Source organism: Pseudomonas sp. Rh2, from assembly GCF_040762985.1.
GTDB lineage: Bacteria > Pseudomonadota > Gammaproteobacteria > Pseudomonadales > Pseudomonadaceae > Aquipseudomonas > Aquipseudomonas taiwanensis.
This window is the reverse complement of sequence record NZ_CP142890.1, coordinates 1,079,464-1,093,921: the sequence shown is the minus strand read 5'-3', so window position 1 is coordinate 1,093,921 and position 14,458 is coordinate 1,079,464. Positions and strand designations below refer to the sequence as shown.

Below are 14,458 nucleotides of genomic sequence, written 5' to 3'. Positions count from 1 at the left end.
GGGGCCAGCCGATCAGCGCAGCTTAGGCAGCTACGACGACCACGCGTACGGTGGCTTCAACGTCGCTGTGCAGGTGCACGGCTACGTCGTATTCGCCAACCTGACGGATGGTGCCGTTCGGCAGACGAACTTCAGCCTTGGCCACTTCAACGCCGGAGGCGGTCAGGGCGTCAGCGATGTCGTGGGTGCCGATCGAACCGAACAGCTTGCCTTCATCGCCAGCGGTGGCGGTGATGGTGACTTCCAGCTCAGCCAGTTGGGCTGCGCGGGTTTCAGCCGACGATTTCTTCTCGGCAGCTGCTTTTTCCAGCTCGGCGCGGCGCTCTTCGAACGCAGCCAGGTTGGCGGCGTTGGCAACGGTGGCCTTGCCGAATGGCAGCAGGAAGTTACGGCCGTAACCAGCCTTAACCTTTACTTTGTCGCCCAGGTTGCCCAGGTTGGCGACTTTTTCCAGCAGGATCAGTTCCATTTGGTAAAACCTCTTAACTTTTAACCTTCACCGTTCGCGGAGTCATTCCCCTGAGGGGACTTGCGACCGCGAAAATCAATCAGGCTGTCGACAATGGCCAAAACCACGAGCAACGGATAAATCAGCTGCATGATCAGCGGCAGTGTCACGTACATGCCAACCAGCCAGAAACCAGCCAGTCGCCCCTGCGCCACCAGTCCATGCATCAAGGCGATGCCGGCCAGAACGAGCACCAGGCTGGACGCGGATGCCAGGACGATGAACTGCGGGCCGATGAACGGGCCCAACACCATCACTGCAACCAACGCCAACATGGCACCCCGTGGCAGCCTCAGGGCGCGAAACTCGCGACCGAAGCCTCCAGGGTTGTACAACACCGCTTGCCAATAACGCGCCAGCATCAACGCCAGCACGCTGAACAATTGCAACATCACCGCTGTGGAAGCGACCAGCACGGGGCCGATCAGCTCACCGGGAATAACCGGCTTGCCTTCGATTTGCGGCAGGGCTTTCACAAGCGCCTTGGCCAACACCTCGAAGGTTTCGCGCAGTACCGTGTCCAGGATGAGGCTGTAGACCAACCCCAACACAACACTGGACATCAACACCCGACTCCAGGAATGCCCGGCACGCAACAAGGCGGCCAGCCCCAGCGTTCCCAACAGCACCAGCAAGGTGCTTGGATCGCCGAAGACCCAAATGGCCACCGCAGGCAAAAGGCCCCAGGCGATGACCGTTGAAGCGTCCTTGAATCCGCGCCGCAGAAGCACCAGGCTTCCGGCAGCGGCACTCAACCAGAACAGCAGCGGTAATACCGCACTTGCGACCACCACCAGGGTGGCCTGCACACGACCGCGCATGATGAAATCAGCTAACGCTCGCATGCTTATCCCTTACTTCTTGTCGACGACCCGGTCTCAGCGGCCGTGGCTGTCGGTGTAGGGCAGCAGGGCCAGGAAGCGGGCGCGCTTGATAGCGGTAGCCAGCTGACGCTGATAACGAGCTTTGGTACCAGTGATACGGCTCGGAACGATCTTGCCGGTTTCGGATACGTAAGCTTTCAGGGTGTTGAGATCTTTGAAGTCGATCTCTTTCACGTCTTCAGCAGTGAAGCGGCAGAATTTACGACGACGGAAGAAACGTGCCATGTAATAGGCTCCTCAAAAGGTCCGTGGATTACTCGTCAGCGTTATCGCTGTTGTCGCTGTCATTGCTGTCATCGCCTTCGGCGGAGTCAGCATGCTCAGGACGTTCACGACGCTCACGGCGCTCGCTGCGGTTCTCTTCTGCCTTCAGCATCTCGGACTGACCGGTAACGGCTTCGTCGCGACGGATGACCAGGTTACGGATAACGGCATCGTTGTAGCGGAAGTTGTCTTCCAGCTCGGCCAGGGCCTTGCCGGTGCACTCAACGTTCAGCATCACGTAGTGAGCCTTGTGAACATTGTTGATTGCGTAGGCCAGTTGACGACGGCCCCAGTCTTCCAGGCGGTGGATCTTGCCACCATCTTCTTCGATCAGCTTGGTGTAACGCTCAACCATGCCGCCGACTTGCTCGCTCTGGTCCGGGTGAACCAGGAAGATGATTTCGTAATGACGCATGAATGCTCCTTACGGGTTAGTAGTCTGCCAGCGAATCTGGTCAGACAAGGAGTGAATGACACTGGTGTGTCTTGCCAGGGAGTAGAGGCACATGCGCACCTGCCAGCTCGGCAAGGGGCGCAATTGTAGAGAAGGCTGGACGCACAAGCAAGGTGATTGGTGAATATTTGAACAGCCAGAAACATATTCACGAGCTACCGCCCTTTTCGCGGGTAAAACCGCGAAAAGGGCGGTACAGGCTGAGGGTCAGCGCTTGGCCTGGCGCTGACGAACGGCTTCGAACAGGCAGACGCCGGTCGCTACCGACACGTTCAGGCTGCTGACACTGCCGGCCATCGGCAACTTCACCAGGAAATCGCAGTGCTCGCGGGTCAGGCGGCGCATGCCCTTGCCTTCCGCGCCCATGATCATCACCAGCGGCCCGGTCAGGTCTTGCTGGTAGATCTCCTGCTCGGCTTCGCCAGCGGTACCGACCACCCACAGCCCGCGCTGCTGCAACTTCTCCAGCGTACGCGCCAGGTTGGTCACAGCCACCAGCGGAATCACCTCTGCCGCACCACACGCCACCTTGCGCACCACGCCGGTCAACGTGGCCGACTTGTCCTTGGGAATGACCACGGCTGTGGCACCGGCGGCATCCGCGGTGCGCAGGCAGGCACCGAGATTATGCGGGTCGGTGACGCCGTCGAGCACCAGGATCAGCGGTGGGGTTTCGGTGCGCTCGAGCAACTCGTCGAGCATCGCCTCACCCCAGACCTGGCTCGGGCTGACCTCGGCAACCACTCCCTGGTGAACACCTTCGACCCAGGCGTCCAGCTCACGGCGCTCGGCCTGGCCGACCGGTACGCGGTTCTCGGCGGCCAGCGCCAGCAAGCCCTGGACACGTGGCTCGCTGCGCCCCTCAGACAGCCAGATCTGCTTGACCCGCTTCGGATGGTGCTGCAGCAGCGCCTGCACGGCGTGCACGCCGTAGATTTTTTCCAGCTGACTCATGGCTTGCTCTTGCCTTTGCGTGGCCCGCCAGATTTGGACGGACCTTTACGGTGCTTGGTCGGCTTGCCGGACGACTTGCCGCCTTTGTCCGACTTGCTGCTGGCATGGCCGCTGCTGCGGGCTTCGCTCATCAGCGCCTTTTTCATTTCACGGCTCTTGCGCACTTCGGCGTTACGCTGGACCGCGTCTTTCGGGAAGTACGCCTCGGCGGCCTCGCTCTTGCGGCTGCGCGGCTTGGGCGTCGCCTTGGCTTCGACCTTCGGGGCCTCGGACTTGTCGGCGACTGGAGCGGCGTTACGACCTTTACGGCCCACTGGTGCGCTGAGCTGCTGCTCGGACACCTCGAAGTCGATCTTGCGCTCGTCCAGGTCGACGCGCATGACCTTGACCTCGATGGTGTCGCCCAGGCGGAAGGTGCGCCCACTGCGCTCGCCCGACAGACGATGGTGCACGGGGTCGAAGTGGTAGTAGTCGCCCGGCAGCGCACTGACATGCACCAGGCCTTCCACGTAGATATCGGTCAGTTCGACGAACAGGCCGAAACCGGTCACGGCAGTGATCACGCCGGGGAAGGTTTCACCCACGCGATCCTTCATGTACTCACACTTGAGCCAGTTGACCACGTCGCGGGTGGCCTCGTCGGCACGGCGCTCGGTCATCGAACACTGTTCGCCCAATTGCTCGAGGGTGTTCTCGTCGTACGGGTAGATACGCGCCTTCGGAATACTCATCGCGCCAGCCCGCTTGACGTGCGGGGTCTCGACCTTGGAGCGGATGATGCTGCGGATGGCGCGGTGCACCAGCAGGTCCGGGTAGCGACGGATCGGCGAGGTGAAGTGGGTATACGCCTCGTAGTTCAAACCGAAGTGGCCGTTGTTGTCGGTGCTGTACACCGCCTGGCTCAACGAGCGCAGCATCACGGTCTGGATCAGGTGGAAATCCGGACGATCGGCGATGCTGGCCAGCAAGGCCTGGTAGTCCTTGGGCGACGGGTCCTTGCCCTTGTGCAGGGTCAGCCCCAGCTCACCCAGGAAGGCTCGCAGTTTTTCCAGACGCTCCGGCGGCGGACCGTCGTGCACGCGGTACAGGGCCGGAACCCCGTGCTTCTGCAGGAACTCGGCGGTGGCCACGTTGGCCGCCAGCATGCACTCTTCGATCAGCTTGTGCGCGTCGTTGCGCACGGTGGGGCGGATTTCCGCGATCTTGCGCTGGTCGCCGAAGATGATGCGGGTTTCCTGGGTCTCGAAGTCGATGGCCCCACGAGTGTGACGGGCCGCCACCAGCACTTTGTAGAGGTTGTACAGGTTCTTCAGATCCGGCAGGACCTCCTTGTACTCCTCGCGAAGCGCCTTGCCTTCGCGGGTGCGGGCATGCTCGAGCATGCTGCTGACCTTGTTGTAGGTCAGACGCGCATGGGAGTGGATCACGCCTTCGTAGAACTGGTAATCGACCATCTGACCGGTCTTGTTGATGGTCATTTCGCAGACCATGGCCAGGCGATCGACGTGCGGGTTCAGCGAGCACAGGCCGTTGGACAGCTCCTCGGGGAGCATCGGCACCACACGCTCGGGGAAGTACACCGAGTTGCCGCGCTGCTGGGCCTCGACGTCCAGGGCCGAGCCCAGGCGAACATAGCTGGAGACGTCGGCGATCGCGACGTACAAGCGCCAGCCACCGGAGAACAGGCGCAGCTTGCCCAGCGGTTCGCAGTAGACGGCGTCGTCGAAGTCGCGAGCGTCTTCGCCGTCGATGGTGACGAACGGCAAGTGGCGCAGGTCGACGCGTTTTTCCTTGTCCTTTTCTTCGACTTCGGAGCGGAACTTGCGCGCTTCCTTGATCACTTCCTGGGGCCAGACATGCGGAATGTCATAGCTGCGCAGGGCGACATCGATTTCCATGCCCGGCGCCATATAGTTGCCGATCACTTCGATCACATCGCCCTGCGGCTGGAAGCGCGGGGTCGGCCAGTGGGTGATCTTGATCTCGACGAACTGGCCGATCTTGGCACCGCCGTTGCGACCGGCGGTAACCAGCACTTCCTGTTGGATCTTCGGGTTGTCGGGCGTCACGTAACCGATGCCGCCTTCTTCGAAGTAGCGACCGACCACGGTTTCATGGGCGCGGGAAATGACTTCCACCAGCACGCCTTCGCGGCGGCCACGGCGGTCGACACCGGAAACCCGGGCCAGGCCACGGTCGCCATCGAACACCAGGCGCATCTGCGATGGGCTGAGGAACAGGTCGTCGCTGCCATCGTCGGGAATAAGGAAACCGAAACCGTCGCGGTGGCCAGAGACACGGCCGCAGATCAGGTCCAGCTTATCCACCGGGGCATAGGTGCCGCGCCGGGTATAGATAAGCTGACCGTCACGCTCCATGGCACGCAAGCGGCGGCGCAGGGCTTCGATCTGGTCTTCATCGTAGAGGCCGAACTCGGCCGCCAGTTCTTCGCGTGCCGCCGGTTCACCACGGTCGGCAAGACGCTGCAGGATCAGCTCACGGCTGGGAATAGGGTTTTCGTATTTTTCCGCTTCGCGAGCGGCCTCGGGATCGAGGGATTGCCAATCGGCCATCAGAAGGGGTTCACCTTGGGGTATATAGATAGGAATTCTGGCATAGGCGTATTGAAACCGGAAATGTCAGCCTTGGACAGCCCCAGCGGCATGTCCGGAGCGAAGCAATAGGCCTGCGGAATCAACAAGTTGAATTTTTTGAATTTTTTTTCGATCAGGGGCTTTACAGCCCTCCGGAGCGTCCGTATAGTGCGCACCACAACGACGGACAACCCCGAAGTTGTAGTAGAGATGAACGGCGCTGTAAAGCATCATGTAATCTCGAATGTGTGCCCAGGTGGCGGAATTGGTAGACGCGCTGGTTTCAGGTATCAGTGGCTTAACGGCCGTGGAAGTTCGAGTCTTCTCCTGGGCACCAAAAATTTCAAGTAATAGATGACCAAGGATCTGTTACTACTGTGTGAAAGCGAACGATAGTCGCCTTCTACAGATGATGCAAAGCTTTGCCCAGGTGGCGGAATTGGTAGACGCGCTGGTTTCAGGTATCAGTGACTTAACGGTCGTGGAAGTTCGAGTCTTCTCCTGGGCACCATACAAAAACCCACTAGCTTGCTAGTGGGTTTTTTTCTTGCCTGCGATTTTTATCCCCCTCCCCCGCAAGCTGTCCCGCGCACCCCAGACGTTGAACCATGGTCTGCCCATGAATTTCTCGTCACACGGCCACTTGAGAAACGATTTCGTTTACCATTGTTTCCAAATATGTAGCCGCAAGCGAGGAAGTACCCGCATGACGATCCGTCCGCAACCGCTGATGCGCACCCTGGCCGCCGCAGTCCTGAGCCTGGTGATTGGCGCTCCGGCCGCCATGGCAGACGACCCGGTGACACTGACCCTGTACAACGGTCAACACAAGGAAATCGGCGAGGCCATCGCCAAGGCCTACGAGGCCAAGACCGGTATCCATATCAACATCCGCAAGGGCAGCAGCAATCAGCTGGCCAGCCAGATCATCGAAGAAGGCGACCGTTCGCCAGCCGACATCATCTACACCGAAGAGTCTCCTCCCCTGAACAACCTGGGTGAATTGGGCCTGCTGGCGAAGATCGACGATGCCACGCAGAGCATGATGCCCAAGGAATACGTGGGCGCCAACGGCACCTGGATGGGTATCACTGCCCGCACGCGGATCGTGGTGTACAACCCCAAGAAGGTCGACGAGAAAGACCTGCCGACCACGGTCATGGACTTCGCCAACCCTGAGTGGGAAGGTCGGGTCGGTTACGTACCCACCAGCGGCGCCTTCCAGGAACAAGCCGTGGCCATCCTCAAGATGCATGGTCGCGACGCCACCGAAGAGTGGCTGACCGGCCTGAAGGCCTTCGGCAAGACCTACACCAACAACATGGTCGCCCTGAAGGCGGTGGAAAAAGGTGAAGTCGCCGCCGTGCTGGTGAACAACTACTACTGGTACGCACTCGAGCGCGAACGCGGCAAACTGGAGTCGAAGCTGTACTACCTGGCCGATGGCGATGCCGGCAACCTGGTGACCATCTCTGGCGCCGCCGTGGTCAAAGCCAGCAAACACCCTAAAGAAGCCCAGGCCCTGCTCAACTGGATGGCCAGTGAAGAAGGCCAGCGCGTGATCACCCAGACCACCGCTGAGTACCCACTGCATAAAGGCATGGTCTCCGATCGCGGCCTGAAGCCGTTCGAAGACCTGCGTCCGCCGAAGATCTCGCCAGCTGACCTGGGCAATGCCGAGGAAGCCATCGAGCTCGAGCGCGAGGTCGGCTTGCTCTGATGACCGCCGCCCTGTCCGAACCTGTGCCGGTACGTTTCGTGCCGCGCCGCAAACGCCCGTCGATCTGGGTGGTGCTGCCTGTCCTGTTCCTGGTGGCAATGAGCGTGTTGCCGTTGCTGTACGTCGCCATCAAGACCTGGGACGCCGGCTGGCGCGAGGCGCTGCACCTGTTGTGGCGTCCCTTCGTCTGGGGGCTGATGCGCAACACCATGATGCTCATGGTGGGCGTGACCCTGACGTGCATGATCGTCGGTCTGGCCCTGGCCTGGCTGCTCGAACGCAGCAACTTGCCTGGTCGGCGCCTGTGGGGCGTGGTGTTGTGCCTGCCCTTCGCTGTGCCTTCGTTCGTCAGCAGCTTCACCTGGGTGTCGCTGAGTTCGGACTTTGAGGGCCTGGGCGGGGCGATCATGGTCATGGCCTTGTCCAAGTATCCGCTGGTATTCCTGCCGGTGGCAGCAACCCTGCGCAACCTCGACACCTCGCTGGAAGAGTCTGCGCGCACCTTGGGCTGCAGCCGTTGGGGCGTGTTCATCAAAGTCACCTTGCCGCTGCTTTGGCCCTCGATGCTGGGCGGCGCGCTGCTGATTGCGCTGCACATGCTGGTGGAATTCGGCGCGTTGTCGATCCTTGGGCTGCAGACCTTCACCACCGCGATCTACCAACAGTTCGAGCTCGAATTCAGCAATGCCAACGCGGCCATGCTATCGGCCGTGCTGCTGGTGCTGTGCCTGATCATGCTCTGGTTGGAGCTGCGGGTACGCGGCAAGGCACGCCATGTAAGGATTGGCCAGGGCGTTGCCCGTCGGGCGCAGCCGGTTCGCCTACGTGCCTGGATGCCCGTGGCGCAGCTGTTCTGCCTGGGCCTGGCGATCCTGGGCAGCGGCATACCCTTGGCCATGCTTGGCTATTGGTTGAGCGTGGGTTCATCGGCGGCCTTCCCTGTAGCGGCGATCAGCAAGGCGTTGCTGACTTCGCTGTCGGTGTCGCTGGGTGGCGCCGGCTTCTGCGTGTTGCTGGCCCTGCCGATCAGCTTCCTGGTGGTGCGCTTCAAAGGCCGCCTGGCGATCTGGGCCGAGCGTCTGCCTTACTTGCTGCATGCCCTGCCCGGGCTGGTCATCGCACTGACGCTGGTGTTCTTCGCCCTGCACTATGTGCCGGCGCTATACCAGACCACAGCGCTGTTGCTACTGGCGTATGCACTATTGTTCCTGCCGCTGGCCCAATCACCGGTACGCACCGCATTGAACAAAGCCTCGCCAACGCTGGAAGAAGCGGCACGGACCTTGGGCGCCAGCAGCTTCGCGGCGTTCTGCCGGGTGACCTTGCCGATCATCTTCCCGGCGATGGCAGCGGCCTTTGCCCTGGTGTTCCTGGATGCGATGAAGGAGCTGACCGCCACCCTGCTGCTCAGCCCGACCGGGATGACAACCCTGGCCACCGAGGTGTGGGCTCATACCGCCAACGTCGAGTTCGCGGCGGCGGCGCCTTATGCGGCGTTGCTGATCGTGGTGTCGGGGTTGCCGGTGTACCTGCTGACCACGCGGATGTACCTGAACAAGGCATGAACCTGCACCTCCTGCTCCAACTGGAGCAGGGGGCTTCACGGCCACCGACTCAACGCGTGAACAGCGCACGCCCCTCATCTACCTGCCCGACTGACGCAGGCGTGCGCAGCTGCAGCACCGCCAGCAATAACAACACTGCCGCCAGCCCCCACAGGATTGGCGTGGCTCCCTGGCTCAGGGCATACAGCTGCAAGCCGATGACCGCCAGGCGCAGCGCCGCATCCAGCCGACCGTTGCTCACCGTGGGCTGGCGCCAACGGGCAATGCCCCAGACCACGTAAGCCAAAGCACCCAGGTTGATGAAGAACAGCGACGTCGCATCGAGCCTGGCGAATGGCGTGCCCAGGCCCAGCCAGGCATCCAGGCCGGCAAACACTTGCAAGGCCCAGCCAGCGACGAATGGAATGGCGAATGGCAGGGTGGCGATCACGTCGTATACCGCACCGACGCGGACGATAGTGGCGTAGCGGGACTGATTCATGCGGCTCAAACCTCCATGTTCAAACGTTCGAGAAGTTGCCTGACTTCGTAGAATTGCCCTGACTGCAGGGCAATGGCCTGTCGCCGTGCCAACAGCGTGACGATATCGCGTGCGCGCTCCTGCGGGCTGGCAACGTAGCCAGGCTGTGCGGCGCGCTCGCGCAAGGCGACCAGTTCGGGAAAGCGTTCATCGGCCTGCAGGATGGTATGGGCCACCGTGGTGTCGACATTGCAAAGACCGAGCACGGCGAAGAACACCTCCGGGTTCTCCAGGTGATAGACCTTGGCCAGCGCATTCAACGCCGCCTTGGACACGCTGTAGGACAGCATCCCAGCGCGCTGACGAATGCCCGAGACGGAAGCCGAGAACACGACCTGACGTGGCAGCGCATCACGCTTGAGCAGCAGATCGAGCACCCATTTGACCGCCACCACGTTCAGCTCCATGACCTCGCGAAAGGCCTCGGCCGAGGTGTTGCAGGCCAGGTCCGGGGCAGAACCGAAAGTCCCGGCATTGAGGTAGGCGGTGTCGAAGCAGGTCTCGCCGAGAAACACCTGGAGCGCAGCCTCCGAGCCCGAAGGCGCGCACAGGTCCAGGCCGCGAAAATGGAAGCCCGCGTGACGCAGCAGATCTTCGGGCGCACGCCGCGAGACACCCCATACCTCGTCGCCCCGCGCCAGGTGCAAGGCGGCCAGCGCATGGCCGATGCCCGAACTGACGCCACTGATGAAAACGTGGTTCATGAGGTCCTCACTCGAACTTGCCGATGTGATAGCCACCATCGACGCTCAATACGCTACCGGTGATGTAGGAGGCGGTTGCGCTCAGCAGGAACAACACCGCATCGGCGACCTCGCCGGCCTCACCGAAGCGCTTCATGGCCGTCGCATTGATCTTGCGCTGCGTGTTCGCGGGGCTGGCCGCCAGTCGCTCCGGCGAATTCATGCCGCCGAGGATCGGGCCTGGCGCGACGGCATTGACTCGAACGGCGTGACGGCCATCGCGATCGGTGGCGCTTTCCATCGCCACCACCTGGGTCAGGGCATTGAGTGCGGCCTTGCTGGCAACGTAGGCAGCCTGGTTGGGCATGGCCATCACGCCGGCGCAGGACGAGACATTGACGATCGCACCACCTGCCCGTTGGCCGATCAGACGCAGCTCTTGCTGCAGGCAGTAAAGCGGACCATGCAGATTGATACGCATGACCCGATCCCAGTCCTGCGGCTGCAAGTCGGCTACTGGCGCGTAGGGGGCAGTCACCCCCGCCGCGTTCACCGCATGATCAAGGCCACCGAAGCGCGTTTCGATTTCACAGAAGGCGTCTCGCACGGCGCCCGCCTCGGCCACATCGCAGGCAATGAACGATGCCCGTTCACCCAGCAGTGCCATGGCCGCACGCCCCTTTTCCAGGCTGCGGCCCAGCACCACCACCCGTGCGCCCTGCGCGACCAGGCGTTGAGCCACCTCCAGACCGATCCCATTCGTGCCGCCGGTGACAGCAACGGTCTTTTCCTCGAATTGCATTGGACTCTCCTTAGTCATATCGAATCGAATCGGGCCGCTTGTACTTGTCGTTCACGCAGCAATACACCCGGTCCAGCCTCGGGTTGCTCTTGTCACGGAAACAATTGCCGTCGAAGCGGCAGGCATTGACGCTGCCCGGCTTGCCGGCCAGGGACTTGTTGACCAGGTCGTTGTCGGCAAACAGCGCCCGGCTCATGCCCACCAGGTCGGTTACGCCCAGATCGAGCAACGCCTCGGCCTGGGCGAGCGAACCGGTGAAACCGGCGAAACCGACCGGCAGCGAGGTCAACTCGCGTATGTGCCGCACACCCTGCACGAGCAGGGCATGCACCCTGGGGTCGGCACGCAACATGTAGTGGAAGGTTTCACGAACGGCTGCCGAACACATCAGCGCGCTCACGCCAGCCTGTTGCAAGGCTGGCACCACGTGCTCGAGCAGCGCGGGCTGCTGGCCTTTCTCACCAAGACAATCATCGATGCCAAGGCGGACGGAGATATCGACTTCACCCTGCGTCGCCTCGGCAATGGCTTCGATCACCTCCAACAGCAGACGCGCTCGCCGCAGGGGCGAACCGCCATAACGGTCGGTTCGGCGGTTGGTGTGAGGTGAGAGAAAACTGCTCAACAGATATCCATTGGACGCCTGCAACTGGACCGCACGCGAGCCCGCCTGCCGAGCCAGCCGAGCGGCATGGGCGAACTGGCTGCAGACCGCTCGGATATCGGCGTGGGTCATCACCCGGACACCAGGCTGGCGCTTGCCGGGCGCGCTCCGGCTGGGCGCCAGCAACACCCCACCGCCAAGGGCTCGATTGCCCTGCGCACCGTAATGCTGCAATTGCACGACCACCGGACAAGCGTGCTGCCGGCCATAATCAATCAACGGCGCCAGACACTCGGCATGCTGCTCGTCATACAGGCACAGGCCGCCTGAATGCAGGCGCGTGGAGGCATCCACCGCCGAGTTGGCCAGCACGACCATGGCGCAACCGCCGTCGATGATGCCTCGGTAGAACCCAAACATCTCCTCGGTAAGGCAGCCGTCACGCCCGAGATCGATGCCCATCGGCGCAAAGTACACCCGGTTCTTCAACTGAAGGTGCCGCCCCAGGTCGATGGGTTGGCGTGTCAGCGGATAACCCGAAGTCATGCTCACACGCTCTGCCGGACACACGGACTGGCCAAAGGATCGTTACTCGCATCGGCCACCGCGGCATACTCCAGCAGAGGCTCATGGAAGCAGTGGCACTTGATGACCTCCTTGAGGGTCGACAGCGTGGCGCGGTCGAGCTTGGCGAACATCGCCAGTTGCACGCCCTCCTGCCGCGAGGGGTGAACCGCGGCGATCGCAAAGCTGAGAAACCCGCTATCTCTGACGTAGATCGACAACTGCCGCACGCTCGACGCTGCGTGGGGCAGTTGCGCCGTGAAGCGCACGCCCCGCAGAGACACATGCTCCAGTCGGCCTTCCACGCTGCTGCCATCGCTCATGCCCAGCAACACCTGCGGTAGCACCCGGTTGGAGGGCGCGAACCAATGGTGCTCAGGGAAGTTGACCGTGCGCATGCGCTTGAACAGCGGCATCTTCATGGCGCTGCCACGCAGCCGGAGGGTCGTGACCAGGCTGCCGTTCTGGTAGAACATCGCCGTCTTGTCCACCGTGCGCGGCTGATGCCGTTTCTGACCAGCACTGTGTTGCACCACCACTTCGACCGCATAGGTCGACTCGGTGTAATTGTTGAACGAGACCGCGAGGTCCTCGATCGAGATGGACACATCGCCACGACGGTAGCCGGAGTGGCTGTAGAAGTAGTGGTACATGGCCTGACGCGCGACCTCGATGAGCATCAGCCCAGGCACATGCTCGTGAGGCTTGTTGTAGAAGAAGTAATTGTTGGTGTCATTCAGCACGGTGTAGGACGACAGGTTGGCCCGCTCCCAACCGGGCAGAACATGCAGCCTGTCCGCCAGCAGGGCCACCTGCGCCTGGTCCACTGCGGGCAGCCCGAAGTGGCGCTGCAGGTATAGCTCTACCTGGCGTGGCAACCAGGGTGCAGCGAGATGGTAGACGCCGTCGCGCAGCGCGTAGAAACCTTGCACGTTCATCTCGAAACCGCCGAGCACGGCAAAGTCAGTCTCGCTGATCGAGGCAGGCAAGCTGGCGAGTACCCAACCCTGCCGGGCATCCTCGCGGTATGCATGGTGCAGGGCTGTCAGACCCGCCGGGTCCAGCTCGCCTTGCAACCGCTCGACCTCCCGACAGGTGAGTCGGGCGGGCAACAAGTCCTGGAATTCTGAAAGCAGTACATCCTCCGCCGTGCCCTTGTGCAGGACCTGCGGACTCAACGGTAATTGACGATCCATGTTGATCACCTAACGGGTTTGGACGGGAAAAGCCGCCACGGCATTGCGCAGCATGCGCCTGACGATCGGCCCATGGGCGGGGCCCACCGGCAACATGTACAGGCGCCCGAACGCATTGAAGCACTGCACCGACGTGGTCACGCTCAGATGCTGCGTGCCTGGTCTGGTGTGCTGCAGATCCATGCACACCATCACGGCGAGGTGCGTATCTCGCGAAGTCAGCACCAACTGGCTGTCGCTCAGCGCCTCCACCGTGAAGAAGTCCAAGCGCTCGCCCACCACAGGCGCCCGTTCCGGGGGGCGTGCAGAAAAACCCCGGATGTCGGCGACATTGAACCGGCGCGAGATGAAATCGCGAAGGCGAAACGCCGCGGCCAGCCATGCCGGAATGTCCGATGTCATCGCGTGGTAAACGCCCAGCGCAGTGACCGGCGCGGCGAGCTGTGCGGCGTCGCAGTGCAAAAAGTCCAGGCGCTCGACAGGCGCTACCAACTGCACGCACTCAGGCGCCAAGGCCAGGGTTCGAGACATGGGACAGGCTCCGTGTCATTGCTGGAGCAAGGCGATGGCCGCCAGCTCAGCCTTGAGCAGCAGCTTTTCATAGGCCTCGTCAGGCGACTCCTGGTTGCTGGTGATCAGGCCGGCTATTTCGCGCGCTGCCTGGTCCAGCGCGTCGTCGGCGATGAACACCGACTCGTACAGCGGAATCGGCGGCAGGTAGCGACCTTTGACATACGCGACCGTCTGCTGCAGCGGGCGCAGCAATTCATCCAGGGTGAACCGGTTGAAACCACCTGCACGGTAGCCGGAAGCCGGTGCACCGACGCTGGTGACGATCATGAATTCCTTGTCCTGCAGCTTGTCGCCACCCCGCGCGTAGGCAAAGCCTGGGGTGAAGACGTCATCGATCCAGCGCTTCATCAATGCCGGGCACGAATACCAGTACAGCGGGAACAGCAACACGATGCGCTGGTGCTGGCACAGCAGCTTCTGTTCGGCGGCAATGTCGAAGCCATCGCTGCCAAGGGCGGCGCTGAGCGGATGCAGGGTGACCTTGCTGTCGCGCAGCGCCTCGACGATCGCTGCGTTGGCGCGCGAGGTGCTCAGGTCCGGATGACCGATGACGACCAGAACGTTTTCCATGTT

15 protein-coding genes and 2 tRNA genes are annotated in these 14,458 nt (G+C 62.0%); 4 read left to right on the top strand and 13 right to left on the bottom strand.

Going from position 1 to position 14,458, the window contains the following annotated elements:
• Nucleotides 1–22 precede the first annotated feature (22 nt).
• From rplI to rnr, 6 genes are all read right to left on the bottom strand, one after another.
• On the bottom strand, nucleotides 23–469 hold the full coding sequence (gene rplI, locus VXM67_RS04915) for a 50S ribosomal protein L9 (RefSeq protein WP_023378489.1): 447 nt from the start codon (nucleotides 467–469) through the stop codon (nucleotides 23–25).
• 20 nt (nucleotides 470–489) lie between these two features.
• Nucleotides 490–1,353, bottom strand: coding sequence for a hypothetical protein (locus tag VXM67_RS04910; protein ID WP_023378488.1), 864 nt, complete (start codon nucleotides 1,351–1,353; stop codon nucleotides 490–492).
• Nucleotides 1,354–1,386: 33 nt separating this feature from the next.
• The gene (gene rpsR / locus VXM67_RS04905) at nucleotides 1,387–1,617 is read right to left on the bottom strand and encodes a 30S ribosomal protein S18 (protein WP_003249563.1); all 231 of its coding nucleotides are present in this window, start codon (nucleotides 1,615–1,617) and stop codon (nucleotides 1,387–1,389) included.
• 28 nt (nucleotides 1,618–1,645) lie between these two features.
• Nucleotides 1,646–2,071 carry a 30S ribosomal protein S6 gene (rpsF, locus tag VXM67_RS04900; RefSeq protein ID WP_023378487.1) on the bottom strand — a complete coding sequence of 142 codons (426 nt, stop codon included), beginning with the start codon at nucleotides 2,069–2,071 and terminating at the stop codon, nucleotides 1,646–1,648.
• A 246-nt stretch (nucleotides 2,072–2,317) separates the two neighbouring features.
• The gene (gene rlmB, locus VXM67_RS04895) at nucleotides 2,318–3,064 is read right to left on the bottom strand and encodes a 23S rRNA (guanosine(2251)-2'-O)-methyltransferase RlmB (RefSeq protein ID WP_023378486.1); all 747 of its coding nucleotides are present in this window, start codon (nucleotides 3,062–3,064) and stop codon (nucleotides 2,318–2,320) included.
• Nucleotides 3,061–5,637: a ribonuclease R gene (gene rnr, locus VXM67_RS04890; RefSeq protein WP_023378485.1), complete on the bottom strand. Its 2,577-nt coding sequence runs from the start codon at nucleotides 5,635–5,637 to the stop codon at nucleotides 3,061–3,063. Before rnr ends, rlmB begins: the two co-directional genes overlap by 4 nt.
• Before the next feature lie 271 nt (nucleotides 5,638–5,908).
• On the opposite strand from rnr, the gene VXM67_RS04885 reads away from it, so the two are divergent.
• The 4 genes from VXM67_RS04885 (at nucleotide 5,909) to VXM67_RS04870 (ending at nucleotide 8,943) form a co-directional block, all read left to right on the top strand.
• Nucleotides 5,909–5,995 (top strand) — tRNA-Leu (locus tag VXM67_RS04885).
• Between the two features lie 87 nt (nucleotides 5,996–6,082).
• Nucleotides 6,083–6,169: transfer RNA gene (locus VXM67_RS04880), tRNA-Leu, on the top strand.
• A 195-nt stretch (nucleotides 6,170–6,364) separates the two neighbouring features.
• Complete coding sequence (locus VXM67_RS04875) at nucleotides 6,365–7,378, top strand: extracellular solute-binding protein (RefSeq protein WP_023378484.1); 1,014 nt, start codon at nucleotides 6,365–6,367, stop codon at nucleotides 7,376–7,378.
• Entirely contained in the window at nucleotides 7,378–8,943 is a 1,566-nt protein-coding gene (locus tag VXM67_RS04870; RefSeq protein ID WP_023378483.1) for an iron ABC transporter permease, read from the top strand. Before VXM67_RS04875 ends, VXM67_RS04870 begins: the two co-directional genes overlap by 1 nt.
• A gap of 49 nt (nucleotides 8,944–8,992) precedes the next feature.
• Here VXM67_RS04870 and VXM67_RS04865 read toward each other — a convergent pair whose 3' ends face one another.
• The 7 genes from VXM67_RS04865 to VXM67_RS04835 are packed head-to-tail and all read right to left on the bottom strand — an operon-like array spanning nucleotide 8,993 to nucleotide 14,455.
• The gene (locus VXM67_RS04865; protein ID WP_023378482.1) at nucleotides 8,993–9,424 is read right to left on the bottom strand and encodes a hypothetical protein; all 432 of its coding nucleotides are present in this window, start codon (nucleotides 9,422–9,424) and stop codon (nucleotides 8,993–8,995) included.
• Between the two features lie 5 nt (nucleotides 9,425–9,429).
• Nucleotides 9,430–10,167: an SDR family oxidoreductase gene (locus VXM67_RS04860; protein ID WP_023378481.1), complete on the bottom strand. Its 738-nt coding sequence runs from the start codon at nucleotides 10,165–10,167 to the stop codon at nucleotides 9,430–9,432.
• 7 nt (nucleotides 10,168–10,174) lie between these two features.
• On the bottom strand, nucleotides 10,175–10,948 hold the full coding sequence (locus VXM67_RS04855; protein WP_023378480.1) for an SDR family NAD(P)-dependent oxidoreductase: 774 nt from the start codon (nucleotides 10,946–10,948) through the stop codon (nucleotides 10,175–10,177).
• A 10-nt stretch (nucleotides 10,949–10,958) separates the two neighbouring features.
• Nucleotides 10,959–12,098: an NADH:flavin oxidoreductase gene (locus tag VXM67_RS04850; protein ID WP_023378479.1), complete on the bottom strand. Its 1,140-nt coding sequence runs from the start codon at nucleotides 12,096–12,098 to the stop codon at nucleotides 10,959–10,961.
• Between the two features lie 2 nt (nucleotides 12,099–12,100).
• Nucleotides 12,101–13,312 (bottom strand): AfsA-related hotdog domain-containing protein, encoded by a 1,212-nt coding sequence (locus VXM67_RS04845; protein ID WP_049818840.1) that lies wholly within the window; start codon nucleotides 13,310–13,312, stop codon nucleotides 12,101–12,103.
• 9 nt (nucleotides 13,313–13,321) lie between these two features.
• Nucleotides 13,322–13,843 carry a DUF2867 domain-containing protein gene (locus VXM67_RS04840; RefSeq protein WP_023378477.1) on the bottom strand — a complete coding sequence of 174 codons (522 nt, stop codon included), beginning with the start codon at nucleotides 13,841–13,843 and terminating at the stop codon, nucleotides 13,322–13,324.
• Nucleotides 13,844–13,858: 15 nt separating this feature from the next.
• Nucleotides 13,859–14,455, bottom strand: coding sequence for an NAD(P)H-dependent oxidoreductase (locus tag VXM67_RS04835; protein ID WP_023378476.1), 597 nt, complete (start codon nucleotides 14,453–14,455; stop codon nucleotides 13,859–13,861).
• Nucleotides 14,456–14,458 lie beyond the last annotated feature (3 nt).

Excerpts from the sequence above, each read along its gene's own strand:
- VXM67_RS04865 (WP_023378482.1), bottom strand. The coding sequence starts at position 9,424 with ATGAATCAGTCCCGCTACGCCACTATCGTCCGCGTCGGTGCGGTATAC.
- VXM67_RS04870 (WP_023378483.1), top strand. The coding sequence starts at position 7,378 with ATGACCGCCGCCCTGTCCGAACCTGTGCCGGTACGTTTCGTGCCGCGC.
- rplI (WP_023378489.1), bottom strand. The coding sequence starts at position 469 with ATGGAACTGATCCTGCTGGAAAAAGTCGCCAACCTGGGCAACCTGGGC.
- rpsF (WP_023378487.1), bottom strand. The coding sequence starts at position 2,071 with ATGCGTCATTACGAAATCATCTTCCTGGTTCACCCGGACCAGAGCGAG.
- VXM67_RS04860 (WP_023378481.1), bottom strand. The coding sequence starts at position 10,167 with ATGAACCACGTTTTCATCAGTGGCGTCAGTTCGGGCATCGGCCATGCG.
- VXM67_RS04845 (WP_049818840.1), bottom strand. The coding sequence starts at position 13,312 with ATGGATCGTCAATTACCGTTGAGTCCGCAGGTCCTGCACAAGGGCACG.
- rnr (WP_023378485.1), bottom strand. The coding sequence starts at position 5,637 with ATGGCCGATTGGCAATCCCTCGATCCCGAGGCCGCTCGCGAAGCGGAA.
- VXM67_RS04910 (WP_023378488.1), bottom strand. The coding sequence starts at position 1,353 with ATGCGAGCGTTAGCTGATTTCATCATGCGCGGTCGTGTGCAGGCCACC.
- VXM67_RS04840 (WP_023378477.1), bottom strand. The coding sequence starts at position 13,843 with ATGTCTCGAACCCTGGCCTTGGCGCCTGAGTGCGTGCAGTTGGTAGCG.
- VXM67_RS04875 (WP_023378484.1), top strand. The coding sequence starts at position 6,365 with ATGACGATCCGTCCGCAACCGCTGATGCGCACCCTGGCCGCCGCAGTC.
- VXM67_RS04850 (WP_023378479.1), bottom strand. The coding sequence starts at position 12,098 with ATGACTTCGGGTTATCCGCTGACACGCCAACCCATCGACCTGGGGCGG.
- VXM67_RS04855 (WP_023378480.1), bottom strand. The coding sequence starts at position 10,948 with ATGCAATTCGAGGAAAAGACCGTTGCTGTCACCGGCGGCACGAATGGG.
- VXM67_RS04835 (WP_023378476.1), bottom strand. The coding sequence starts at position 14,455 with ATGGAAAACGTTCTGGTCGTCATCGGTCATCCGGACCTGAGCACCTCG.
- rlmB (WP_023378486.1), bottom strand. The coding sequence starts at position 3,064 with ATGAGTCAGCTGGAAAAAATCTACGGCGTGCACGCCGTGCAGGCGCTG.
- rpsR (WP_003249563.1), bottom strand. The coding sequence starts at position 1,617 with ATGGCACGTTTCTTCCGTCGTCGTAAATTCTGCCGCTTCACTGCTGAA.